The organism is Polynucleobacter sp. UB-Piko-W3 (genome assembly GCF_018881635.1).
Lineage (GTDB): Bacteria > Pseudomonadota > Gammaproteobacteria > Burkholderiales > Burkholderiaceae > Polynucleobacter.
Map to the genome: position 1 here is coordinate 1,223,450 of NZ_JACVPY010000002.1, position 23,480 is coordinate 1,246,929.

Annotated in this window: 24 protein-coding genes and 1 other RNA gene; 10 read left to right on the forward strand and 15 right to left on the reverse strand. The window is 45.5% G+C overall.

Features of this window, described 5'->3' with window-relative positions; translation table 11 throughout:
* Positions 1–4: 4 nt before the first annotated feature.
* The 8 genes from rpsA to gyrA form a co-directional block, all read right to left on the reverse strand.
* Positions 5–1,678: a 30S ribosomal protein S1 gene (gene rpsA / locus ICN31_RS06570; protein ID WP_028819128.1), complete on the reverse strand. Its 1,674-nt coding sequence runs from the start codon at positions 1,676–1,678 to the stop codon at positions 5–7.
* Between the two features lie 138 nt (positions 1,679–1,816).
* Positions 1,817–2,479, reverse strand: a complete 663-nt coding sequence (gene cmk / locus ICN31_RS06575; protein WP_216259760.1) for a (d)CMP kinase — start codon at positions 2,477–2,479, stop codon at positions 1,817–1,819.
* A 4-nt stretch (positions 2,480–2,483) separates the two neighbouring features.
* Entirely contained in the window at positions 2,484–3,809 is a 1,326-nt protein-coding gene (aroA, locus tag ICN31_RS06580) for a 3-phosphoshikimate 1-carboxyvinyltransferase (RefSeq protein WP_216259762.1), read from the reverse strand.
* Positions 3,809–4,690 (reverse strand): prephenate dehydrogenase/arogenate dehydrogenase family protein, encoded by an 882-nt coding sequence (locus tag ICN31_RS06585; RefSeq protein WP_088524884.1) that lies wholly within the window; start codon positions 4,688–4,690, stop codon positions 3,809–3,811. Before ICN31_RS06585 ends, aroA begins: the two co-directional genes overlap by 1 nt.
* 12 nt (positions 4,691–4,702) lie before the next feature.
* A complete protein-coding gene (gene hisC, locus ICN31_RS06590; protein ID WP_216259764.1) occupies positions 4,703–5,824 on the reverse strand; it encodes a histidinol-phosphate transaminase in 1,122 nt (373 codons plus the stop codon).
* 54 nt (positions 5,825–5,878) lie between these two features.
* Entirely contained in the window at positions 5,879–6,958 is a 1,080-nt protein-coding gene (gene pheA / locus ICN31_RS06595; protein ID WP_088524886.1) for a prephenate dehydratase, read from the reverse strand.
* Positions 6,958–8,055 (reverse strand): 3-phosphoserine/phosphohydroxythreonine transaminase, encoded by a 1,098-nt coding sequence (gene serC / locus ICN31_RS06600; RefSeq protein ID WP_216259766.1) that lies wholly within the window; start codon positions 8,053–8,055, stop codon positions 6,958–6,960. Before serC ends, pheA begins: the two co-directional genes overlap by 1 nt.
* Before the next feature lie 27 nt (positions 8,056–8,082).
* The gene (gene gyrA / locus ICN31_RS06605; protein WP_216259768.1) at positions 8,083–10,788 is read right to left on the reverse strand and encodes a DNA gyrase subunit A; all 2,706 of its coding nucleotides are present in this window, start codon (positions 10,786–10,788) and stop codon (positions 8,083–8,085) included.
* Between the two features lie 157 nt (positions 10,789–10,945).
* Between gyrA and ompA the strand changes: the two genes are divergently transcribed.
* The 4 genes from ompA to ssrA all read left to right on the forward strand — a co-directional run bounded on the left by ompA (position 10,946) and on the right by ssrA (position 13,439).
* Positions 10,946–11,533 carry an outer membrane protein OmpA gene (gene ompA / locus ICN31_RS06610; RefSeq protein WP_216259770.1) on the forward strand — a complete coding sequence of 196 codons (588 nt, stop codon included), beginning with the start codon at positions 10,946–10,948 and terminating at the stop codon, positions 11,531–11,533.
* A gap of 96 nt (positions 11,534–11,629) precedes the next feature.
* Entirely contained in the window at positions 11,630–12,322 is a 693-nt protein-coding gene (gene ubiG, locus ICN31_RS06615; protein ID WP_216259772.1) for a bifunctional 2-polyprenyl-6-hydroxyphenol methylase/3-demethylubiquinol 3-O-methyltransferase UbiG, read from the forward strand.
* The gene (locus ICN31_RS06620; protein WP_216259775.1) at positions 12,319–13,008 is read left to right on the forward strand and encodes an HAD family hydrolase; all 690 of its coding nucleotides are present in this window, start codon (positions 12,319–12,321) and stop codon (positions 13,006–13,008) included. The genes ubiG and ICN31_RS06620 overlap by 4 nt, the downstream gene beginning before the upstream one ends.
* A gap of 72 nt (positions 13,009–13,080) precedes the next feature.
* Positions 13,081–13,439, forward strand: a transfer-messenger RNA (tmRNA) gene (gene ssrA / locus ICN31_RS06625).
* Between the two features lie 91 nt (positions 13,440–13,530).
* Here the strand turns inward: ssrA and ICN31_RS06630 are convergent.
* Entirely contained in the window at positions 13,531–13,947 is a 417-nt protein-coding gene (locus ICN31_RS06630) for a DUF2147 domain-containing protein (protein ID WP_255530927.1), read from the reverse strand.
* 76 nt (positions 13,948–14,023) lie between these two features.
* On the opposite strand from ICN31_RS06630, the gene ICN31_RS06635 reads away from it, so the two are divergent.
* Both ICN31_RS06635 and ICN31_RS06640 read left to right on the forward strand, forming a co-directional pair.
* Positions 14,024–14,317 (forward strand): hypothetical protein, encoded by a 294-nt coding sequence (locus tag ICN31_RS06635; protein ID WP_216259777.1) that lies wholly within the window; start codon positions 14,024–14,026, stop codon positions 14,315–14,317.
* Between the two features lie 77 nt (positions 14,318–14,394).
* Positions 14,395–14,814, forward strand: a complete 420-nt coding sequence (locus ICN31_RS06640; protein WP_370624327.1) for a MipA/OmpV family protein — start codon at positions 14,395–14,397, stop codon at positions 14,812–14,814.
* A gap of 1 nt (position 14,815) precedes the next feature.
* On the opposite strand, the gene ICN31_RS06645 is transcribed toward ICN31_RS06640, so the two are convergent.
* Positions 14,816–15,571, reverse strand: coding sequence for a carboxylesterase (locus tag ICN31_RS06645; RefSeq protein ID WP_216259779.1), 756 nt, complete (start codon positions 15,569–15,571; stop codon positions 14,816–14,818).
* 157 nt (positions 15,572–15,728) lie between these two features.
* Here ICN31_RS06645 and ICN31_RS06650 point away from each other — a divergent pair, with 157 nt between their 5' ends.
* Positions 15,729–16,163: a DUF4118 domain-containing protein gene (locus ICN31_RS06650; protein WP_216259781.1), complete on the forward strand. Its 435-nt coding sequence runs from the start codon at positions 15,729–15,731 to the stop codon at positions 16,161–16,163.
* 11 nt (positions 16,164–16,174) lie between these two features.
* Here ICN31_RS06650 and ICN31_RS06655 read toward each other — a convergent pair whose 3' ends face one another.
* Genes ICN31_RS06655 through ICN31_RS06670 form a run of 4 tightly spaced genes read right to left on the reverse strand, consistent with a single transcriptional unit; the run spans position 16,175 to position 19,783 of the window.
* Complete coding sequence (locus tag ICN31_RS06655; protein ID WP_216259783.1) at positions 16,175–17,332, reverse strand: class I SAM-dependent methyltransferase; 1,158 nt, start codon at positions 17,330–17,332, stop codon at positions 16,175–16,177.
* Between the two features lie 15 nt (positions 17,333–17,347).
* Entirely contained in the window at positions 17,348–18,202 is an 855-nt protein-coding gene (locus ICN31_RS06660; protein ID WP_216259785.1) for a pirin family protein, read from the reverse strand.
* Between the two features lie 18 nt (positions 18,203–18,220).
* Positions 18,221–18,772 carry a carboxymuconolactone decarboxylase family protein gene (locus ICN31_RS06665; RefSeq protein ID WP_216259787.1) on the reverse strand — a complete coding sequence of 184 codons (552 nt, stop codon included), beginning with the start codon at positions 18,770–18,772 and terminating at the stop codon, positions 18,221–18,223.
* A gap of 9 nt (positions 18,773–18,781) precedes the next feature.
* Positions 18,782–19,783 (reverse strand): tripartite tricarboxylate transporter substrate binding protein, encoded by a 1,002-nt coding sequence (locus tag ICN31_RS06670; RefSeq protein WP_216259789.1) that lies wholly within the window; start codon positions 19,781–19,783, stop codon positions 18,782–18,784.
* An 88-nt stretch (positions 19,784–19,871) separates the two neighbouring features.
* Between ICN31_RS06670 and ICN31_RS06675 the strand changes: the two genes are divergently transcribed.
* Complete coding sequence (locus ICN31_RS06675; RefSeq protein ID WP_216259791.1) at positions 19,872–20,642, forward strand: sulfurtransferase; 771 nt, start codon at positions 19,872–19,874, stop codon at positions 20,640–20,642.
* Positions 20,643–20,647: 5 nt separating this feature from the next.
* On the opposite strand, the gene ICN31_RS06680 is transcribed toward ICN31_RS06675, so the two are convergent.
* Entirely contained in the window at positions 20,648–20,950 is a 303-nt protein-coding gene (locus ICN31_RS06680) for an antibiotic biosynthesis monooxygenase (RefSeq protein ID WP_216259793.1), read from the reverse strand.
* 91 nt (positions 20,951–21,041) lie between these two features.
* On the opposite strand from ICN31_RS06680, the gene ICN31_RS06685 reads away from it, so the two are divergent.
* Both ICN31_RS06685 and ICN31_RS06690 read left to right on the forward strand, forming a co-directional pair.
* Positions 21,042–22,040 (forward strand): tripartite tricarboxylate transporter substrate binding protein, encoded by a 999-nt coding sequence (locus tag ICN31_RS06685; protein ID WP_255530928.1) that lies wholly within the window; start codon positions 21,042–21,044, stop codon positions 22,038–22,040.
* Between the two features lie 50 nt (positions 22,041–22,090).
* Complete coding sequence (locus ICN31_RS06690; RefSeq protein ID WP_216259795.1) at positions 22,091–23,464, forward strand: MmgE/PrpD family protein; 1,374 nt, start codon at positions 22,091–22,093, stop codon at positions 23,462–23,464.
* Positions 23,465–23,480 lie beyond the last annotated feature (16 nt).

Here is a 23,480-nt window from a genome sequence, read left to right on the forward strand (position 1 = left end):
TGCTTTAACCCTGATTGTCCATTTTTGCTTTTAACAACGCGCCCAAATTGGTTGTGCCAGACTGCGCATCACCTTGGAGCTTGCTCATAGCATCTTGTTGATCAGAACTGTCTTTTGCCTTAATTGAAAGGTTGATGACACGTGACTTACGATCAATATTAATGATCATGGCAGTAACGCTATCGCCTTCTTTCAATACGTTGCGTGCATCTTCAACTCGATCAGTTGAAATCTCAGAAGCACGTAAGTAAGCTTCAACTTCATCAGCCAAGTGAATAGTTGCACCCTTAGCATCAACTGCCTTCACAGTGCCAGTAACAAGGCTACCCTTGTCGCTTACGGATGTGTAGTTATTGAATGGGTCACCAGACAATTGCTTGATACCAAGAGAGATACGCTCTTTCTCAACATCAATTGCCAATACCGTGGCTTCAACTTCATCACCTTTTTTGTATTTCTTAACAGCTTCTTCACCTGGCTCATTCCAAGAGATATCAGAAAGATGAACTAAGCCATCGATACCGCCAGGCAAACCAATGAACACACCAAAGTCAGTAATCGACTTGATTGCGCCAGTCAGTTTGTCGCCTTTTTGCTGAGCACGTGAGAACTCTTCCCATGGATTTGCTTTGCACTGCTTGATGCCCAAGCTAATACGACGCTTATCTTCATCAATATCCAGAACCATCACTTCAACTTCGGTTCCTAATGCAGTAGCTTTACTTGGAGCAACGTTCTTGTTGGTCCAATCCATTTCAGAAACGTGTACCAAACCTTCGATACCAGATTCAATTTCTACGAACGCGCCGTAGTCAGTCAAGTTGGTGACTTTGCCGAATAAACGGGTGTTTGGTGGGTAACGACGTGCGATACCAACCCATGGATCATCACCAAGCTGTTTCACGCCGAGTGAAACACGGTTCTTCTCTTGATCGAACTTCAAAATTTTCGCGGTCACTTCTTGACCAACAGTCAACATCTCGCTTGGGTGACGCACGCGACGCCATGCCAAATCGGTAATGTGCAAGAGGCCATCGATACCGCCGAGGTCAACGAATGCGCCGTAATCGGTAATGTTCTTAACCAGGCCAGTAACTACCGCACCTTCTTTAAGGTTAGACATCAACTCAGCGCGCTCTTTACCTTGGCTAGCCTCAACCACTGCACGACGTGACAACACGACGTTGTTACGCTTACGGTCAAGCTTGATCACCTTAAACTCCATCGTCTTACCTTCGTAAGGGCTGGTGTCTTTGATTGGACGTGTATCAACGAGTGATCCAGGCAAGAATGCGCGGATACCGTTGACCATAACAGTCAAGCCACCTTTAACCTTACCAGTAACAGTACCGGTAACGATCTCAGCTTGCTCGAGTGCTTTTTCCAAATTCATCCATGATGCCAAGCGTTTCGCTTTGTCACGGGAAAGGATGGTGTCGCCATAGCCGTTTTCAAGGGCATCGATAGCAACAGAAACGAAATCGCCAGGAGCTACTTCAATCTCGCCAGCGTCGTTATGGAATTCTTCAACAGGAATAAACGCTTCAGACTTTAAGCCAGCGTTAACAACGACGAAGTTATGGTCGATGCGAAGGACTTCAGCCGAAATAACTTGGCCGGTCTTCATATTCGAGCGGGTTAATGATTCTTCAAATAATTCTGCAAATGATTCAGACATGTGTATTCACTTTGTGCCGTCAGAAGGTCCGACGGGTTAGGTTAAAAAAGCCTTAAAGAAACACGCTAATGAACGCGTTGTAGAGTTTCTTAAGACGCCAAAACTACTTCTACAGCTCACTACCAAACAACTGACAAACTAAACAATCGCAGATTGATACCAATCCAAAACTGTCTTAACTGCCTGATCTATCGATAAATCTGATGTTTCAAGCACTTTTGCACCATCTGCAACTAACAGGGGTGCGGTACCTCGACTACTATCTCTGGCATCGCGCTCCTGCAAATCTTGCAGTAAGTCGGAAAGTTTAGCAGAAATTCCCTTAGCTATCAATTGCTTATAGCGACGTTCTGCTCTGGCAGCCGCTGTTGCCGTCAAGAAAACCTTCAAAACTGCATCTGGGAATATCACGCTAGCCATATCCCGGCCATCCGCCACTAAGCCCGGAGGCTGCCGAAAACTGCGCTGCAGACCCACTAAAGCGAACCGAACCTCAGAATGGACCGCTACAGTAGAGGCCCTCAGGCCAATGTTTTCAGTGCGAATAGCATCGGTAACATCCAGGCCATCCAAGGAAATTTGACCATTTTTGAATGAAATCAATAACTTAGGAACTAAAAGACCTAATTCTGGCCCATTTTTAGCATCAATGCCGCGTTTTTCACTAGCAAGGGCAACTAAGCGATAGAGCGCCCCACTATCCAAATAATGAAAGCCTAGCTTTTCTGCCACCAAAGATGCAACTGTTCCCTTGCCAGAGGCAGTGGGTCCATCAATTGCGATAACTGGGTGAGCACTCATGAGATTAGCTAACGACTTTTGCAAATTGGGCAAAGTAAGTCGGGAAAGTTTTGGCAACACAATTGGGATCGTTAATTGTCAAAGCATGAGGACCAAAAGCGGCGAGCGAGAAACACATTGCCATGCGATGGTCATCATAAGTATCAATGCCCTCACCTGGTGACTTCCACTCACCTTGAGATGGGGCATTCACCACAATATAGTCGGCACCTTCTTGCACAGTAGCGCCAACTTTTCTAAGCTCTGCTGCCATGGCGGCAATACGATCCGTTTCTTTAACGCGCCAACTCGCAATATTGGTTAAGCGCGTAGGACCTTCGGCGAAGAGTGCAGCAACAGCTAGAGTCATTGCTGCATCTGGAATCTCGGTGCAATCTATCGTGATGCCATTAAGTTTACCGCTTGCGTTTTTGACGCCCGTAATCTCAATCCAATCTTCACCAGCGCTAATGTTGGCACCCATCAATGCAAGTGCATCGGCAAAAGCGACATCACCCTGAATACTGTCTTTACCAACACCAAGAACTCGCACAGGGCCGCCGCCGATAGCGCCTAGCGCCAAGAAGTATGAAGCAGACGAGGCATCGCCCTCAACAGATAACTGACCAGGGCTCTTATAAACAGCATCAGATGTTTTAGCGGGAATCACAAATGACTGTGCATCAGGACAAGCAACATTCACACCAAAGCGTGCCATCAACTTTAGAGTGATATCAATATATGGTCGAGAAATCAATTCACCAATGACTTCAATACGAACCGGCTTTACCGCAACAAGTGGTAATGCCATCAATAATGCCGTCAAGAATTGACTTGATACATCGCCACGTACTTTAACCACATCCTGAATCTTGATATCAGCAGCAGAAATCTGAATCGGGGGATAACCTTCTTGTAATTCGTATTCAATTCGGGCTCCTACTTGTCGTAGGCCATCAACCAAATCCCGAATCGGTCTCTCATGCATGCGAGCAACCCCAGATAAGCGATAGTCACCGCCTTGCATTGCAAGCGCTGCGGTCAAGGGACGTATCGCAGTTCCTGCATTACCCATGAACAAATCTGCTTTGCGCACCGGAAAGCGGCCACCACAGCCCTCAACTACACAAATATTGTTGGCCTGATCAGCGACAGATAAACCAAGTTGACGAAGTGCATTGCGCATCACCTGTGTGTCATCAGCATCCAGTAAGTTCTTTAAAGTAGTGGTGCCCGTGGAAAGTGCTGCCAGCAATAAAGCGCGATTCGAAATACTTTTAGAGCCAGGCAAAATAATCGAGCCTTGAGCTCGTTTGAATGGTCCAATCTGAATGCTAGGCGAATGAGCCATTAAGCCTCATCCAAATCTTGACGAGCTTTACTTGCTTTATTGAATAATTTTTCTAGACCCTCACCGTCGCCCTCAGCAACTAATTTACGCATGTGGTTCACGATCAATAAATATCGATCCAACTCTTGCAGAATCGCAGCACGGTTACCTATACAAATATCACGCCACATTTCTGGGCTAGAAGCAGCAATACGGGTGAAATCCTTAAACCCTGCGCCCACATGATCCAACTTTTGATCAGCATCTTCTGAGTTCACGACACTGGCCATCAATGCATAAGAAAGAAGATGTGGCAGATGGGATACTGCGGCATAAATCGCATCGTGCTGCACAACACCAATCTTTTTTACTATCGAACCAACGGACTCCCAGAAGCCCGTCATCAAGGCGATATCTTCAGGGGAGTTTTCTTGCAATGGGCAAACAATCGTTTGTTTACCTTGAAATAAATCTGCTTTAGCAGAACTAGCGCCATGCTGCGCACCACCAGCAATTGGATGGGCTGGCACAAACTGACATGCTTTCTTACCCAATACTTCTTTTGCGGCCAGAATCACATCACCTTTAGTGCTGCCCGCATCAGTAATCATGGTTCTAGATTCAAGATGCGGTTCAAGCGCTTCAAAAGCAGCGCGCATTTGCGCCACTGGCATACAAAGTACAATCACATCTGATTGCTTGGCAGCCTCTACCAAATCGACCACACCATCAATTGCACCCATCTTTTGTGCTTGATCTAAATTTGCTTTGCTACGACCAACGCCTAAGACTTTCGTCACCACGCCGGCCTTTTTAAGAGCCAAACCTAAAGAAGCGCCAATTAAGCCAACGCCAACAATGGTGACGGTGCCGTAATTACTAGCAGGGTTAATCATGGTCATAGATGAATATCTTTATTGAGCCAAGATGGCTTTAAGTGCATCAATAAAAGCAGCATTCTCTTGAGGTAAACCAATCGAGATACGCAACCATTGTGGTAGACCGTAATTACCAACGGGACGAACAATAATGCCGCGTTTAAGTAATTCTAAATTAATGCGCGCGCCCGCTTGATCATCATCGCCCACCTTTACCAATACGAAGTTTCCAGCAGATGGTAAATACTTTAGGCCTAATTGATCAAACGCTTGGGTTAACTGTTTATAGCCAGCGCAATTAAGCTCAAACCCTTGCTGTAAGAATGCTGCGTCTTGAAACGCTGCAATCGCTGCAGCCTGCGCAAGACTATTCACATTAAACGGCTGGCGAATACGATTGAGTAGATCCGTTAAGTGAGGCTGAGCAACACCATAACCAATTCGTAAGCCAGCAAGGCCGTAGGCCTTTGAGAAGCTACGAGACAAAATCATATTGGGGAAGCGCTTAACCCAAGCAATCGCGTCATAGCGTTGCTCTGGAGTCAGATACTCGTTATAGGCCTCATCCAATACAACCACAACATGTGATGGCACTGCTGTCAAAAAATCTTCAATCGCTTTTGCGCTGAGATAGCTACCGGTTGGATTATTTGGATTAGCCACAAATACCAATTTGGCTTTATCACCAGCAGATTTAACTGCGGCTAACATTGCCGGCAGGTCATGGCCAAAACTTGCGGTAGCTGATACCTCAATCGCTTTTGCGCCCACGGCTTGAGTTGCTAGAGGATAAACAGCAAAGGCATGTTTAGAGAAAAAGATTTCATCACCTGCTTGCGCAACAGCACGCGCAGCCAACTCTAAGATGTCATTACTGCCGTTGCCTAGCGTAATCCAATCGCTTGGCACCCCTAAGCGCTCGGACAATACTTTCTTTAATTCAAAGCCATTGGAGTCTGGATAACGACCTAGATCACTAGCAGCTTTGAGCATGGCATCTTGGGCAGACTTTGGCATTCCCAAGGGATTTTCATTGGAAGCCAGTTTCACAATCTTGTTTTCATCTAAGCCGTACTCGCGCGCCACTTCACTGATGGGGCGACCACCAACATAGGGTGCTATAGCGTGAATATGTTTAAGACCAATCTTAGAAGTCATTCTTAGGCTTACTGATTTATTTACTAATGTATCGACAAATTTATTTTCTATAGCTCAGGCTGAGTGAGGATAGGAACCCAGGTTCTTGTAGAACGCTGCAGTTGCTTTTAATTCCTCTAAAGCCTTCACGACTTTGGCATCCTGTGCATGACCGGCAATATCAATATAGAAGTGATATTCCCAGGTGCCTTTGCGGGCAGGTCTTGACTCAAAACGGTTCATTGACACCCCATGCTTTGCTAAAGGTGCCAGTAAGCGATGCACAGCGCCTGGCTGGTTATCGATCGATAAGACTAAAGACGTTTGATCTTTACCGGTTGGCTGACATTCATAGGCGCCTACTACAACAAAGCGAGTACGGTTATGGGGATCATCCTGAATCTGTGCAGCGACAGCTTGTAAACCATAAGCCTCTTGCGCAGGATCACCAGCGATTGCAGCTAAGGATGGATCATTAGCTGCCAAACGTGCAGCCTCAGCATTGCTACTCACTGCTTGGCGTTTTAAGTTTGGAGCATGCAGGCTTAACCATTGCTGACACTGTGCCAACGCTTGTGCATGAGCGCACACTGTTGTGACACCGTCAAGATTTCCACTCTTAGTTAAGAGGTGATGATGGATCGGCAACACTACTTCACCGCTAATGCGCATTGAAGAATCTAAGAGCAAATCTAAAGTACGTGAGATCGCGCCTTCACTAGAGTTCTCAACCGGCACCACACCAAATTGCGCGGCGCCCTTCTCTACTGATTTGAAAACTTCGTCCAAACTTGCACAAGGCAATCCCGCAATCGAGTGGCCAAAATACGTTTGAGCAGCTTGTTCAGAGAAGGTGCCTGTTGGCCCGAGATAAGCAATTGTTTGACGGGCCTCTAAGGCTCTGCAGGCAGACATGACTTCGCGCCAAATGGCTGCAATACCATCAGGTAATAAGGGACCAGCATTGATTTCTTGAAGACGAGCAACCACCTGGCGCTCACGCTCAGGACGAAACACTGGGGATGAGAAGCCACCTTTAACATGTCCCACTTCTTGCGCTGCTTTAGCACGCTGCGTCAGTAAATCTAAAATCTCTGCATCTAATGCATCGATTTTTTCTCGCAGGGGAGCTAAGCGCTGTTCTTCAGTACTCATTAAGCCCGCCTTTCAAAATCACGCATAAATTCAATTAAAGCTTTGACACCCTCTATCGGCATTGCGTTGTAAATACTTGCGCGCATACCGCCCGCAGCTTTATGACCACGCAAAGCAACTAAACCTGCAGTATTTGATTGCGCTAAAAACTGTGCGTTCAAAGACTCATCCTTTAAGAAGAAAGTGACGTTCATACGAGAACGGTATTGTTTTGCAACCCGATTCTTATACAAACTACTTTGATCCAAGAACTGATAGAGCAAGTCGGCTTTTTCTTGGTTACGCTTTTCAATAACCTTAACACCGCCCTGCTTAAGAAGCCACTTAAATCCTAGGCCAGCCATATAAATTGAAAAGGTGGGGGGCGTATTGATCATCGATTGGGTGCTGGCCTGAACAGACCAATCCCAAATTAAGGGTGTGATCCCCATGTGGTGACCTATCAGGTCTTTGCGGACAAGCACAATCGTCACACCCGATGGGCCAATGTTTTTCTGTATACCGCCGAACCAAACGCCACACTGCGTGACATCCATTTCTTTAGAAAGAAAATTACTAGAAATATCGGCAACTAAAGGAGTATTGCCAACATCTGGCACATCCGGAAACTCAACACCGCCAATCGTCTCATTGGCGCAGTAGAGAACATAAGCAGCATCATTCGATAGCTTCCAAGTATTTCTTGGTGGGATGGTGTTGAACTTTTCTGCAGCAGAAGATGCAACTAAGTTTGCAGTGCCATACTTCTGCGCTTCTTTATAAGATTTTTCTGACCAGATGCCAGTAACAATGTAATCCGCCTTGGGTTCATTCTTAGCTAAAGGCATGAGATTCATTGGGATAGCTGCATTTTGTCCAAGGCCGCCACCTTGTAATAGCAAGACTTCATAGTTACTCGGAATATTCATCAAGGTGCGCAGATCCTGCACCACCTCTTCATACACTTCCATGAATTCTTTGCTGCGATGGCTAATCTCCATCACGCTTGTGCCAAGTCCACGCCAATTGAGCATTTCATCAGCAGCCTGCTTCAACACCTCTTCAGGCAAAGTGGCCGGCCCCGCAGCGAAATTGAAGATGCGGCGGTCAAAGCTCATCGTGTTAGCTAATTTAGTGGTGACGCCTTACGCGTCACCTGCCGCATCAGGGGTGGAATCGGTTGCTGGATCAGCAGATGCATCGCCCTCTTCTACTTCATCACCCTCGTCATCCGAATCGCTTTCAGCAATACGTTGTAAACCAGAAAGACGTGTACCTTCATCAACGTTGATCAAAGTGACGCCTTGAGTTGCACGGCCCATCTCACGAATTTCAGAAACGCGGGTACGCACTAAAACACCGCCAGTGGTGATCAACATGATTTGATCTTCTGGCGATACCAATGCAGCGGCAACAACCTTGCCATTACGCTCGCTTGTCTGAATCGCAATCATGCCCTTAGTGCCACGACCATGACGCGTGTACTCTGCAATTGGAGTGCGCTTGCCATAACCATTCTCTGTAGCAGTTAATACGCTACTCGGAACTGCAACGCCATTTGCATCCACTACTGCAGCTTGCACACCTTCAGCTTCTGCTGGAGCAACGAGCATTGCAATCACTTGATGACCATCACCTAAGTTCATGCCACGAACACCACGTGCGGTACGGCCCATTGGACGAACGTCATTCTCATCAAAGCGCACTGCTTTACCTGCATCAGAGAACAACATCACATCGTGTTGACCATCAGTAATTGCTGCGCCAACTAAGAAGTCACCCTCATTCAAGTCGACAGCAATAATGCCGGCTTTACGAGGATTGGAGAAATCAGATAAACGGGTTTTCTTCACAGTACCTAAGCTAGTTGCCATAAAGACATACTGATCATCCTGATAGCCCTTGATTGGAAGAATCACGGTAATCTTTTCACCCTCAATCAAGGGGAACATATTGACAATTGGCTTACCACGTGAAGTACGGCTACCTTGCGGTACTTCCCATACCTTCAACCAATACATACGGCCACGATCAGAGAAGCAAAGGATGGCGTCATGCGTATTGGCTACGAATGAAGTATCAATCCAATCCTCATCCTTAGTGGCAGCAGCTTGCTTGCCGCGACCACCGCGTTTTTGTGCGCGGTACTCGCTCAGTGGCTGACTCTTCATATAACCTGTATGTGAAAGTGTCACCACCATATCTTGTGGAGTGATCAAATCTTCCGTAAAGAGTTCGGTAGCATTCATTTCAATAAATGAACGTCGACCACTATCACCACCTGCTTTACCAAACTCCGCTTGAACTTCTTTCAGCTCGCTTTCAATCACAGAAGTAACGCGCTCTGGCTTAGCTAATAAATCTAACAAGTCAGAGATCTCTGACATAACTTCTTTGTACTCATTAACAATCTTGTCTTGCTCAAGACCAGTCAGGCGTTGTAAGCGCATCTGCAAAATTTCTTGCGCTTGACTATCAGAGAGGCGATACAGGCCCGTGGTCTGCATGCCGTACTCAGGCAATAAGCCTTCAGGACGATAAGCATTGCGGCCACCCGGGGTATCTGTTTCAGCACGCGCCAACATCTCGCGCACCATCGATGAATCCCAAGCTTTGCCCATTAACTCCTGCTTCGCAATTACTGGATTTGCAGCCGCTTTAATAATGGCAATGAACTCGTCAATGTTTGCCAATGCAACAGCTAAACCTTCTAGGACATGGCCACGCTCGCGCGCTTTACGCAATTCAAAAATGGTGCGACGTGTCACCACTTCACGACGATGCTGCAAGAAGTACTCCAGCATTTGCTTTAAGTTGAGTAAGCGTGGCTGGTTGTCTACTAAGGCAACCATGTTCATACCGAAGTTATCTTGTAGCTGTGTACTCTTATACAAATTATTGAGAACAACTTCCGGCACTTCACCGCGTTTGAGTTCAATCACAACGCGCATACCGGATTTATCTGACTCATCACGCAAATCAGAAATGCCTTCAACCTTTTTCTCATTCACCAACTCAGCGATACGCTCGAGTAAGTTCTTTTTATTGACCTGATATGGCAACTCATCAACGATGATGGCTTGACGTGCACCTTTATCGATATCCTCAAAGTGAGTCTTAGCGCGCATGACCACTCGGCCGCGACCAGTGCGATATCCCTCGCGAACTCCTTGAACACCGTAAATAATGCCGGCAGTGGGGAAATCTGGGGCTGGAATAATCTCAATGAGCTCATCAATCGTGCATTCTGGGTTATGCAAGACGTGTAAACAGGCCGTCACGACCTCATCGAGGTTATGAGGGGGGATGTTCGTCGCCATACCTACGGCAATGCCAGAACTGCCATTAATCAGCAAATTAGGCACTTTGGCAGGCAGAATCAGGGGTTCTTTCTCGCTACCGTCGTAATTTGGCCCAAAATCGACGGTTTCCTTGTCCAAATCAGCTAAAAGCTCATGGGCGATCTTGCGCAGCCGGATCTCGGTATATCGCATTGCAGCAGCGTTATCACCGTCTACAGAGCCAAAGTTGCCCTGCCCGTCAACCAGCATATAGCGCAGGGAGAAATCCTGGGCCATTCGCACAATGGTGTCATACACCGCAGAATCACCGTGCGGGTGGTATTTACCGATGACATCGCCAACTATACGGGCAGATTTTTTGTAAGCTCGGTTCCAATCGTTGTTTAATTCATACATCGCAAATAAGACCCGGCGATGAACCGGTTTGAGACCGTCACGCACGTCTGGCAGGGCTCTGCCGACTATGACGCTCATAGCGTAGTCCAAATAGGACCGTCGCATTTCGTCTTCGAGGGATATTGGTAGTGTTTCTTTAGCGGCTTGTTCCATCTATAAATAATATCATTTTGATGGCAGGTGGCCCCTATGATAAGATTCTGTCAGTTTGTATGAATTTAAGAAGTATCGCTTTGCGGTTTTTTGCTTCAAAGTAGGGCGAATTCGATATACGTTTGACTTTAATTTAAAAGAGATTTGAGGACTAAAAATGAACAAAACCCTAAAACTGATGCTTGCTGGCGTAATTACTGTTGCTGCTACAGCTGCTTCTGCTCAAAACGTTGACAACTGGGTCAACTCAACCGGTACATCCTGGAAAAACGGCGACGGCACATTGTGCTGGCGTGATAACAGCTGGACTCCTGCTACAGCTGCTAAAGGTTGTGATGGCGCAATTGCCGCTAAGCCTGCTGCTGCTGCTGCTTCTGGTGTTAGCCAAAGCAAGATCACTTTGCAAGCTGACACACTTTATGACTTTGACAAAGCTTCATTGAAGCCAGAAGGAATGGCAACTTTGGACAAGATTGCTCGTGATTTGAGCAAGATCAAGTTAGAAGTCATCATTGCTGTTGGTAATACTGACAGCGTTGGTACAGATGCATACAACATGGCCCTCGGTCAGCGTCGTGCTCAGTCAGTTAAAGCTTATCTGACAAGCAAAGGTGTTGACGGTAGCCGTATCTACACAGAATCAAAAGGCAAGAGCAATCCAGTTGCAAGCAATGCAACTGCTGAAGGCCGCGCTAAGAACCGCCGTACTGACATCGAAGTTGTTGGTACAGCAGCTGCTAAGTAATTCACCTTACTTGTAAAAAAGCCCGCTTCTTGCGGGCTTTTTTATTTCCGCTATATTCGTAGACTTACCCATCAATTCACCCAATAGCTTCTGCCCATGAACGTCGACCAATCTGAAATCGCCAAATTTAGCGCCCTAGCCCATCGTTGGTGGGACCCGAACAGCGAATTCAAGCCTTTACATGCCATTAATCCCCTACGCTTAAATTGGATGAAAACCTTCGTTAACTTCGAGGGCAAAAAAGTAGTGGATATTGGTTGTGGTGGTGGCATCCTCGCAGAATCAATTTCTCAATCAGGTGCCGACACTACTGGTATCGATCTTTCTGAAAAAGCACTTAAGGTAGCTGAGCTGCATGCATTGGAAGTAGGCGCAAAACTCACTTACCGCTCCATCTCAGCAGAAGCACTAGCAGATGAACAACCAGGGCAATACGATGTAGTGACTTGCATGGAAATGCTTGAGCACGTTCCTGACCCTTCTTCCGTAGTGCGTGCTTGTGCCAAACTGTGCAAGCCTGGTGGCACCCTCTTTTTTAGCACTTTAAATCGCAACCCTAAGTCCTACTTATTTGCCATTATTGGCGCAGAGTACATCCTCAAACTACTCCCTAAAGGCACTCACGAATACGCTAAATTTATTAAGCCTTCAGAACTCGTTGCCTTTACGCGTAATACCGGCTTAGAAATGATTGGCATCAAAGGCTTAAGCTACAACCCACTCACTCAGGTGTATAGCCTCAATGATGATGTGGATGTGAACTACATGATTGCCGTACAGAAACAATGAATAGCGTGAATCCTGAAATAAGCCCTTATCACGGGATATTTTTTGATCTAGACGGTACCTTAGCGGATACAGCCCCAGATTTAGTCGCCGCAACTAATCAATTACTAATAGATCGCAATCTAGCTCCTAAGCCCTATCCATTTCTGCGTCCTTATGCATCTGCTGGTGCACGTGGACTTCTTGAAGGCGCATTTGGAATTGCCCCAGATCATGCTGATTACATTACCTTGCGTGATGAGTTCATGAGCAATTATGAAAAGGCGCTCTTAGTCAATAGCGTCTTATTTGACGGAATCAATCATTTACTGGATCAAATAGAGGAAGCAAAAATTCCTTGGGGCATTGTCACTAATAAAAGTGAGCGCTTCACTCATCCACTCACTGAACTCATGGGCTTACGCCAGAGAGCAGCCTCGACCGTGTCCGGTGACACAACATCACATCCAAAGCCTCATCCAGCACCCATTCTGCATGCAGCCAAAATTGCCAATGTTGATCCTAGAAAATCAATTTATGTGGGTGATGACATTCGGGATGTCATTGCGGGCAAAGCTGCAGGCATGCATACCGTTGCTGCCACATATGGCTACTGTGGTTGTAAAGAGCCTCCTGAGGCCTGGGGCGCGGATTACCTCATTCATAACCCTCTCGATTTACTAAAAATCATCTTCCCCAATAGGGGATAACAACACTTCCAAAAGATATTGGGCAATTTAAAGCTAGCGGCTTTAAAATAGGACTTCCTATGCATGAACTCTGGGGTCGACATGGTTTCGACGTGGATTACAAAGCATCAAGGGCATACCGAGGACCCGTTATCTCGTAAATCAATGGGAATGTAATAACTGCTAACGACGAACGTTACGCACTAGCCGCTTAATTGCGGTTGCCCCTGAACTGATTCTCTCTTGGGTCAGGTAGCGCAAGCTACATCAGGGTCATATACAAGAGATAAGGTCATTTCATGTCACGGGGAATGATTCGAAAACTTAGTGAATCGTCAGTCAGGAACGTGTCAATCTGTGCCTAGCTGATTAAATTAAATGATATGACTAAGTATGTAGAACTTGTTGTGGAGGATTTGCGGACGCGGGTTCGATTCCCGCCGACTCCACCATTTTGTCAAATAGATTAAGGGCCTTCGGGCCCTTTTCTATCTCTTCCGCACATCTTTCCATACGCAAGCCACTCGTAAATAGGTCCTGTGTTCAACGAACCCATATCTGAGTTCTGCCCAGCAATGGAATGCCAATATAACCTCTTACCTCTAAAGTTTTATCGTTGACCATCGCGATCTTTACCTTATAAATTTCACCTTCTTCAGGATCCAAGATTTCACCACCAGACCAGTTTCCTGGGGCACCTCTTTTAAGCCCCTTCATGATGATCATTCCAACAATGGGTTTACCTTTTCGCTCATCCTTGCATAAATTGCAATGGGTAACCAAGGCCTCCCCTGGAGTCGGTATTAGCTCAGTAACCACTCCAATCAGCTCACCATTTTTTTCCTCTAATCGAATCAATGAACTAGGTTGATTTGTTTTTTCATCGATTGTTTTCCAAACACCTAATACTGGGTCATTTGATTGTGCATTGCCATAGCTGGAAAAAATAGAAATACTCATAACCATATAGGTAGTCAGTTTTGCTATGTTTCGAATTAAATTGAGCATAAAATTTTCAAAAGTGGTAGATTAAGTCATGAATTCTGCGCTAAAAAAATTTACAAGCTTAATAGTGCTTTCATTGTTATCAAGCCTACAACTAGTCTACGCCTCTAATAGCCCAGATGTAGATACTCCAAACGGATTACCAGATCACATTGTGGGTGATGTTGGAGTCGCTGTATACAGCACTAATTTGAATATTGGCAGCTATGGCCCTCAATCATCAGTCTTGCCCTATGGTTTTTTTGACTACCAGCGCTTTGCCATGCGTATTGATCAGCTAGCTTTAAAACCGCACCCGTTGGATTTGGGTTTCTTGAAATTGTAGGTAAGGTTGATCCTGACTCTTATCAGGTTAAATCAACAATCAACTCCCAAACGATCAATAAGGGTTATCAAGCACCGATCGGCCTAGGAACCTTTCAAGATACTCCAATTGGAGCATTTTTTATCAATGCTTATCATGATTTTGGTAAGTCTAAAGGCAATCTCCTTGAGCTAAATTACTTTGGAGAGGTTGAGTTGATGAAAAAGGTCGTCCTCTATCCTCAAGTAGGCATAGAGCGGCAATCTAGCTCTTATGCTAATTATTACTATAGCGTCACTCCTGAGCAGGCTCAGACTACTGGATACCGAACGTATTCAGCTTCTAGCTCAAACAACCCATTAGCAGGATTTTTACTTGAAATACCAGTAGTAGAAAATTGGTATCTTAATGTGTATGCCAAACGAAAATGGCTAGGTTCTGGAGTCAACAACAGCCCGGTCCTTACTCGCACATTTCAAGATACGATGTTTATGGCACTTGCTTATCGCTTCAAGTAATTTACTCAACAACACGATTGCGAATTATTAATTCCTTGGCTTCTTTACTATATTTCTGAAGCCCTTCTTTCTTACTAAAAACCCCTTGTAGGAATTCCACAGTTTCATTTATCACTATTTCACGCTCGTTATCCAAGGTAATGATGTGATAAGAGCCTCCAAGCCAGACTAGTTTACAAGTTCCCGAGCTAATCGTTTTAGTAAGCCAGTCAATAGTTTGTGGCGCAACTACATCATCATCAATAGCACTAATAATTTGTATGTCAGCTTTAAATTCAGGCAGTATTTTTTTTGTAAACCTAATGAGTCTTAAGGCTTGATATAAATGCTTTGCTGAAAGAGACGCTGATCCTACTTCAGTAGTCTCTTGCTCTAAGACTTGTTTAGCAACGCGTCGCCGAATCTCAGGATTACGTAAACCATAGGGTTCAGATTCTTTGTAGTGCCAATTTACAAATCCCAACTTGAAAACTAAATATAGCAATGGGTGGAACCAAGGCACGCTCCAACCGTCGAAAGCAAGCACAGGCGAGAGAGCGACAACTGGGATATTTTTTTGGTAATCTGCCTCATAAGCTATAGCTAGTGTTGCGCCCATGCTTAAACCAACAATGGCAACTTGCTCATGCTCTTCAAGCAATAAACTCACAACATGATCTAATTGGGAAAGCCAAATATCGAATGAATCAAAGCCGCTCTTCGCGGAGTACCCTTCAATTCTAGGGATGCAAGATGAATGCCCTAAATTTTTGATCATTTTGGGAATAGACCCTAGCTCTAACATAGAGCCTTGTAACCCAGGCAGAAAAATTACTGCTGTACCAGTATTTCCTGGGGTAAACTCTTCGCAAAGCTGCGTTAATCTATCAGACATATAAATGATTAGTGGAAAGCATCAAAAGAGTGTAATCCAAATGCAAATAAAAAACTCACGGGCATGGGCCCCTAACAGCCTCACTGGCTATGGATATGCAATACTTGCTACTCTAACTGCATTTTATGTTCGATATGAGCTACATCCTTTAATGCAAGCCCAACTTCCAGTACTGTTTTTTATATTCAGCACCACTTTAATTGCATACAGGCTCGGCTGGAAGCCTGCAGCAATTTCTAGCGGTTTAGGCCTAGCTTTGGCTTACTTTTTCTTTATACCCCCTTTTAATAGTTTTGATTTACCCTCTACCAGTGACTTAGTCAATCTCATTGTTTACGTGATCCTATTTGTAACAATTATTTTTTTAATTGAAAGATTACAACGCGAGCGTTATCAAGCAATCTTAATTGCTCGTGTATCAGATTCACGGATGCAAATAATGTCTAAGCTAAGCTTAAAAAAAAGAAATCTCTAGTTACCGTATTACTAGTTTGCAGCTAAACGCCATAGTGATGTGACCTCTTTAGACCTTGCACCATGCAGCGCATTTGTTTTATCAAACACCTTTTGATGCTGTGGTTTGGTATCTAAACGAGCAATCACTTTCAAGCCAGCATCCTTAATCCAAGACAGCAATTCTGCTCTAGTTCGTAACCCTAGATGCTCGGCTAAATCAGAAAGAATGAGCCAGCCTTCACCGCCGGGTAATAAATGATCTTTTAATTTACTGAGAAAGCCCTTGAGCATCTGGCTCTCTGGGTCGTAGACAGCATGCTCAAGTGATGAGCTAGGTCTTGCTGGTAACCATGGTGGATTACAAACAATCAGCGCTGCTTTTTCTGCTGGGAATAAATTTGTCTTGAGGATTTCTATTTGTGAGGATAGACCTAAGCGCGCGATATTTTCCTTAGCGCACGCTATAGCACGATCATCTTGATCTGTTGCAATAATCTTTTGAATATCTCGTATTGCCAATACTACGGATAGCACGGCTGTACCAACGCCAATATCAAAGGCGATAGAGCTCTTCTCAATAGCAGCAGGTAATGGCGCCTTCAGAACGAGCTCAATATATTCCCCTCGGATTGGGGAGAACACTCCATAGTGTGGATGAATGCGAATCTCTTCATCATCTCTCACCAAAACGGGTACACCCTTTTTGCGCCACTCATGAGCACTAATGACTCCCAGTAACTCCCTGAGAGATATGACATAGGGCTCGGCTTGGTCTCCATAGGCCTCAAAACAAGCTATAGCAACATCTGGCGCACGTCTTAATGAAATACTATGATCAGCGTTAATGGGAATCAACACCATTCCCAAAATACGCGCCCTTTGAGATTGGGCTAGACGATGAAGATTAAAGATATCTAAAGGACTTTTTGTTTTTTCCTTTGCCACCCTGTCAACTCTAGTAGATTTCTTAGAGGGTTTATCGACCCTTCTCACTAGGGCCTGTAAGAGCTGCCTAGCATTCTGAAAGTCACCCTGATAAAGTATCGCCGTACCTTCGCAAGCTAAGCGATATGCAATATCAGCCGTTAAAGTGTCATCAGCAATCTGAATTTTTTTATGCGGCGCAATCCCATTTTCTGAATGCCACCTAGCGGAGCAAATTTGTCCGCCCTCGCTCCATTGGATCATCGCTGAAGTGATCACCTAAGTGACTACAAAACGATTATTTTGATAATCATCAATAGCTTGCTCAATCTCGGCCTGTGTATTCATCACGAAAGGACCATGTTGCACGATGGGCTCATGCAAAGGCAAGGCTGCCAACACGATGAACTGAGCGCCTGCTCCATCTGATTTCACCCTGAGTCGGTCGCCAGCACCCAGAACGATGGCGGCTTGTTTTGGCGCTACTTTCATAGGATCCCCTACTGCAAGATCGCCCCCATATACATAAATAAATGCATTGAGCTCTTGCGGGATACCATGCTCAAATTCCATAAGAGGCGGTAAATGCACATCCAAGAATAAGGGTTCTGTGGTGACTCCCTGAATGGGGCCCTGAACTTCATGGCCATCATGCTCATAAGAGCCAGCAATCACTTTCACTGAACCTCCATTAGCAAGAGCTAGGCTGGGAATATCTTCCACCTGAATATCTTGATAACCCGCAGGCTTCATCTTTTCTAAGGCAGGCAAATTAATCCATAACTGAAAGCCGCGCATAGCACCGCTTACTTGCTGTGGCATTTCTGAATGGATAATTCCGCGCCCAGCCGTCATCCACTGTACGCCGCCTGTCTTTAGATGACCTTTGTTGCCTAAATGATCTTCATGCAACATGTGACCCTCGAGCATATAGGTCACCGTCTCAAAACCCCGGTGTGGATGTGCCGGAAATCCAGCAACATAGTCATTAGGATCATTGGATGAAAACTCATCCAGCATTAAAAAGGGATCTAGCCTCGCTCGCTGCTGACCGCCAAAGCTTCGACGTAGTTTGACGCCAGCACCATCAGAGGTGGCAATACCAGGAATGATGGTTTGGATATTGCGGATCATATTTTCAGTTTGACTAAATTAGGCCGGGGGATGATCTTCTGGATTGACATCCAAGGCGATCAAGAAACGAGACACCATATTGTATGCAGCAATCACTGTTACCAATTCCACGGTATCGGTGCTACCAAGCTCTTTTTGCAAACGCTTCATTAACTCACTATCCACCTGAATATTGCGGGTCATCTGAAAGGTTAAATCAGCCGCATCATTCTCTACTTGGGTAAATAGATTTCTGGGGAAGCTGGCTTGACCAATCAATCGGAGTCCTTGCACTTGCTCCTCAGTACCACCCGCCTTTTTAAAAGGAGGAGCATGATGAAAGAACTCATACTCAGCACCATTGAGCACCGCTACACCACACATTGCTAACTCACGTAACTTAGGATCTAAAGAGAGGTTATTGCGGATTTCACCAATAAAATGATTCCAGCCCTCAGCGATTGGTACGCTGTGTAAGAGCATACGATCTAAGTTAATAAATTGGCCGCCACGCCTTTTTCGAATAGCAGCAACCAGCTCAGCTGGCTCTGCTAAATCCATTGCTTGATAAGGAATTAAACGTTCAGACATAAGCGCTTTCTATTGGCTAGTTTCTTTAATATTGTTCTCAATCACAAACTTACCCCAAATACCAATTTGCTTACCAATGAAGTCACGGGCAGTTTCTGAAGATCCGCCAATAATTTCAATTCCCTGAGATTTAAATTTTTCAGCAACTGCTGGGGTCTTCAAAGACTTGTTCAGGGCTTTATTCATGGCGTCCACAATTGCTGGCGGAGTTTTACCTGGTGCTAAGACTGCCCACCAAGCTGGAGCACTAAATCCAGGAAAGCCACTTTCAGCAACTGTTGGCACATTAGGTAAGCCTGAGACTCTTTTGGTAGTTGTAATGACCAAAGGATTTAAGCTACCACTCTCAATATGAGGCTTCACCAAAAACTCTGAACCAATCGCTAACTGCACCTGTCCACCAAGCGCATCTTGCATTAAGGGGCCACCGCCACGGTATGGAATATGGTTCCAATCAAATCCTGCCTGCTTAGCAAGGCGCGCCATTGCTAGGTGCCCCAAGCTGCCAATACCAATGGAGCCATAACTAAATGGCTTGCCCGCCTTAGACATTTCTGCAAGTTGTTTGAAACTGGTAATACCTGAATTCTTACTTGCCACCAACACCATCGGCGAGGTACCCACCAGAATGACAGGTGCAATATCTTTAATCGTGTCATAGGGAAGCTTGTCTTTAAGAGATGGATTCACGCCGTGGGTATCAAAGACTACTGCAAAGGTATATCCATCAGCATCGGCCCTAGTCATTGCGGAAGTGCCAATCACACCAGATGCGCCCCCAATATTTTCAACAATGACGTTTTGCTTTAATTCTGATTGCAAAGCAGGGGCCAAAACACGAGCTACTTGATCTACCGATCCACCAGGCGGAAATACCGCGATCAAACGAATTGGCTTTTGGGTAGGCCAAGTCCCCACCCCAGCAGTTTGAGCAATTGCAGAACTAGCAGCCCCCAAAGCAAATAGAGCTATAAATAAGATGCTTTTGGCCATTTTGGCTAGATGCAGCATGGGTTGTCTCCTTTAAATAAGACCTCAAGATTACCACCCCCAAGGTGTATTTGCTCGATAATGATGGGGTAGCCCAAAGAGAGAAAAAATGAAGTCGATTTTAAATATTGCTGCCTATTTATTTGTTAGCCTGGACGGCCTAACAGACTTGCGCGCCAAAATGCTGAACGAATGCAATAGCCGAGCACTTAAAGGCACCATTTTGCTCACTGGTGAGGGTATCAACCTTTTTTTAGCTGGCAAAGAGATAGATCTGCGTGGCTTTTTAGATTGGCTGCGCTCAGACCCGCGCTTTACACCTCTTGAAGCAAAAGAAAGCTGGTCAGAAGATCAACCGTTTAAGAAGATGTTGATCAAACTCAAAAATGAAATCATTCGCATGAATCATCCTGCGATTCGCCCTGAAGAAGGTCGCGCAAATTTTATTAAACCGAAGAAGCTACAAGAATGGCTTGATCGCGGTACCGATGACTTGGGCCGCCCAGTAGTCATGATAGATACACGCAATGCGTTTGAAGTTGACTACGGTACTTTTGAAAATGCCCTGCACTTCAATATTGAAAAGTTCACCCAATTTCCGAAAGCCATTACTGCGCATAAAGAAGCGCTTGCAGATAAAACACTGGTGAGCTTTTGTACTGGCGGTATTCGTTGTGAAAAATCAGGTCTCTATATGCGGGAGATTGGTATGCAGCATAGCTACCAACTCGAGGGGGGCATTCTCAAGTATTTTGAGGAAGTAGGCTCTGCACATTACAAGGGTACTTGCTTTGTCTTTGATGAGCGCGAAGCTCTTGAGCCCACTCTCGATTCCATCCCAGTTGAGCACTCCATTCGGAAAAAGCTCAAGACGGGATAAATGATTTAAGTTGACTTGCCCACTAAAGTCATATGCTCCACATAGGGCGGCTTTGCAAAGAAGGGGCCCACAATGGCGCGCCAATCCGCAAAGGCGGTAGACCCCCGAAAATCGACTGTATGGTTCTCGAGAGTGTCCCAATAAATGAGTAATAAATAGCGGGATGGTCTTTCTATACTGTGATTTACCTTATAGCCCTTAAAGCCCTTTGCCTTGGAGATCACGGTATCCACTCCCCGCAAAATAGCCTCTTCGAACTCTTTCTGCTTGGCTGGGTCAATTTCTATGTCGCAATGTTCCAAAATCATGGTATTTCCTTAATCGAATTAGATTGGTTATCAATAGTAAACTTACTCCATAAGATTACCTTAATACATCACAATAATCTGGACTTAAGACATGTCTAAAACTCGCAATCGGCCAATGCCGATTTTTTTATCTTTGATTGCCGTAATGGCGACCCTCGTTATTAGCTTGGGAGCCCAAGCTCAAAGTGCTACTAACTACCCCGTCAAACCCATCAAGTTAATAGCGCCAGTTGCTGCTGGTGGAGGTCTCGATAATATTGCTAGAGCGGTTGCAGAAAAACTCTCGCGCTCCCTAGGTCAAACAGTCGTCGTTGAAAATATGGGTGGTGGGGGTGGATCGATTGCATCCCAAGCAATTGCTAAAGCTCCAGCCGATGGTTACACCTTGATGATCGCCTACGTAGGCACCCATGGCACTAACCCTGCAGTACGTAAACTCCCTTACGACGCCATTAAGGACTTCACTCCTATTGGCATGATTGGCGCTACGCCGAATGTTTTAATCATCAATCCAGAATTACCAATTAAAAACTTCAAAGAATTTTTAGATTACGCCAAAAAGAATCCCGCCAAACTCAGTTATGGCTCAGCAGGTCCCGGCACCCTTACTCATCTGGGTATGGAGCAGTTGAAATTAGCTGCGGGGATATTCATGGTGCATGTGCCTTATCGCGGTGTTGGCCCCGCTTATACAGACTTGTTGGCAGGGCAAACTCAAGCAATGTTCCCAACCCTGTTTGCAGCTCTGCCTTATATCAACTCAAATCGAGTCCGCGGCCTTGCTGTTACTGGAGCAAAGCGAAGTTCAGCAGCGCCCACTATCCCCACCTTTAAAGAGCTAGGTTATAGCGGTTTTGATGGTCAGCAATGGTATGGCTTAGTTGGCCCGGCTAATCTACCGCCTGCAATCGTTGCAAAATTAAACACAGAACTCAATCAAGTACTTGCCTTGCCTGACTTCTCCGAAAAAATGACGAGTGAGGCTATGACATTGATGCCAATGACTCCTCCACAATTTAGCAATTACATCAAAGACGATATTGCACGCTGGGCCAAAGTGGCCAAAGATCGCCATATTGAAATTGATTAACTCAATACACTTCATCTACCTCACTATTTTTTATATTCACAGGAAATCATATGTCTCACGCTATCGCTGCAGCAGCCGATCTAAACGCCCCACCAGTAACAAAAATTTTGGCGGAGTTTGTTAGCTCTCATCCAAGTCAAGGATGGGCTCCGGAAGTGGATCACGAGGCGCATCGTACCTTCTTAAACTGGTTAGGCTGCGCCATTGGCGCCGCCAACCATGAGAGCGTAGAGTCTTCTTTGGCAGCCATCCGAGAATTTCAGCCAGCTCCACAAGCCAGTATCTTGGGTCGTAAGGACAAGGTGGATATGGGTGGCGCAGCTCTCATTAACGGCATCAGCTCACATACTTTTGATTTTGATGACACTCACCTCAAGACTGTGATCCATCCGGCAGGCCCAGTAGCCTCAGCTATCTTGGCATTAGGTGAACACACCAATGTCAACGGTCGTCAGATCATTGACTCACTTGTCTTGGGTATTGATGTTGCATGCCGCGTTGGCAATGCTATGTATCCAGATCACTATCATCGTGGCTGGCATATCACCGGCTCTACTGGCATGTTAGGTTCTGCAGCGGCATGTTCACGCCTCATGGGTCTTGATCTTCAGAAAACTACTATGGCTCTGGGTATTGCAGCCTCACAGCCAGTTGGTATGCGCGAACAGTTTGGCACGATGACTAAGCCTTTTCATCCTGGTGGCGCTGCACGTGCAGGCCAACTCTCAGCACTCTTAGCCAAGCATGGCTTTACCTCGAGCCCAAAAGCATTGGAAGCTGGCCGCGGCTATATGCAGACGGTTTCTACCAAATGTGACTGGTCAGAAATTGATCGTGCATTAGGTAAATCCTTTGAGATTTCATTAAATACTTACAAGCCTTTTGCTTGTGGCATTGTGATTCATCCTGCAATTGATGCTTGCGCGCAATTACGCGCCCAAGGTGTGAAAGCAGAAGATGTTGAGCGTATTGAATTACGTGCCCATCCGCTTGTCTTGGAACTCACTGGTAAGAAGACTCCTAAAGATGGCTTGGAAGGTAAGTTCAGCGTGTATCACGGTTGCGCTGTTGGTTTGATCTTTGGTCAAGCTGGTGAGGGGGAATATGCCGACGACATCGTGAATCGGCCTGATGTCGTCGCCTTGCGTGCCAAGGTGAATGCGACCACTGATACATCGATTAGCGAGGCATCTGTAGATGTCAAAGCCTTCCTCAAGAATGGCAAAGAAGTTCACATCTTTGTGAAGAATGCAATTGGCTCTGTAGAAAACCCAATGACCGATACTCATTTAGAGCAGAAGTTCACAAGTCTTACTGAGCCCGTGATTGGTAAAGAAAAGACTATCCAACTGATTTCTGCACTCTGGAAATTAGGACAAGCATCTGATCTCAAGCAAATTCTGAGTCTTTGCACTCCAGACTAATTCACTAGAAAGTATT

Coding starts and splice junctions, on each gene's coding strand:
- rpsA (WP_028819128.1), bottom strand. CDS start 1,678: ATGTCTGAATCATTTGCAGAATTATTTGAAGAATCATTAACCCGCTCG.
- cmk (WP_216259760.1), bottom strand. CDS start 2,479: ATGAGTGCTCACCCAGTTATCGCAATTGATGGACCCACTGCCTCTGGC.
- aroA (WP_216259762.1), bottom strand. CDS start 3,809: ATGGCTCATTCGCCTAGCATTCAGATTGGACCATTCAAACGAGCTCAA.
- ICN31_RS06585 (WP_088524884.1), bottom strand. CDS start 4,690: ATGACCATGATTAACCCTGCTAGTAATTACGGCACCGTCACCATTGTT.
- hisC (WP_216259764.1), bottom strand. CDS start 5,824: ATGACTTCTAAGATTGGTCTTAAACATATTCACGCTATAGCACCCTAT.
- pheA (WP_088524886.1), bottom strand. CDS start 6,958: ATGAGTACTGAAGAACAGCGCTTAGCTCCCCTGCGAGAAAAAATCGAT.
- serC (WP_216259766.1), bottom strand. CDS start 8,055: ATGAGCTTTGACCGCCGCATCTTCAATTTCGCTGCGGGGCCGGCCACT.
- gyrA (WP_216259768.1), bottom strand. CDS start 10,788: ATGGAACAAGCCGCTAAAGAAACACTACCAATATCCCTCGAAGACGAA.
- ompA (WP_216259770.1), top strand. CDS start 10,946: ATGAACAAAACCCTAAAACTGATGCTTGCTGGCGTAATTACTGTTGCT.
- ubiG (WP_216259772.1), top strand. CDS start 11,630: ATGAACGTCGACCAATCTGAAATCGCCAAATTTAGCGCCCTAGCCCAT.
- ICN31_RS06620 (WP_216259775.1), top strand. CDS start 12,319: ATGAATAGCGTGAATCCTGAAATAAGCCCTTATCACGGGATATTTTTT.
- ICN31_RS06630 (WP_255530927.1), bottom strand. CDS start 13,947: ATGAGTATTTCTATTTTTTCCAGCTATGGCAATGCACAATCAAATGAC.
- ICN31_RS06635 (WP_216259777.1), top strand. CDS start 14,024: ATGAATTCTGCGCTAAAAAAATTTACAAGCTTAATAGTGCTTTCATTG.
- ICN31_RS06645 (WP_216259779.1), bottom strand. CDS start 15,571: ATGATCAAAAATTTAGGGCATTCATCTTGCATCCCTAGAATTGAAGGG.
- ICN31_RS06650 (WP_216259781.1), top strand. CDS start 15,729: ATGCAAATAAAAAACTCACGGGCATGGGCCCCTAACAGCCTCACTGGC.
- ICN31_RS06655 (WP_216259783.1), bottom strand. CDS start 17,332: ATGATCCAATGGAGCGAGGGCGGACAAATTTGCTCCGCTAGGTGGCAT.
- ICN31_RS06660 (WP_216259785.1), bottom strand. CDS start 18,202: ATGATCCGCAATATCCAAACCATCATTCCTGGTATTGCCACCTCTGAT.
- ICN31_RS06665 (WP_216259787.1), bottom strand. CDS start 18,772: ATGTCTGAACGTTTAATTCCTTATCAAGCAATGGATTTAGCAGAGCCA.
- ICN31_RS06670 (WP_216259789.1), bottom strand. CDS start 19,783: ATGCTGCATCTAGCCAAAATGGCCAAAAGCATCTTATTTATAGCTCTA.
- ICN31_RS06675 (WP_216259791.1), top strand. CDS start 19,872: ATGAAGTCGATTTTAAATATTGCTGCCTATTTATTTGTTAGCCTGGAC.
- ICN31_RS06680 (WP_216259793.1), bottom strand. CDS start 20,950: ATGATTTTGGAACATTGCGACATAGAAATTGACCCAGCCAAGCAGAAA.
- ICN31_RS06685 (WP_255530928.1), top strand. CDS start 21,042: ATGTCTAAAACTCGCAATCGGCCAATGCCGATTTTTTTATCTTTGATT.
- ICN31_RS06690 (WP_216259795.1), top strand. CDS start 22,091: ATGTCTCACGCTATCGCTGCAGCAGCCGATCTAAACGCCCCACCAGTA.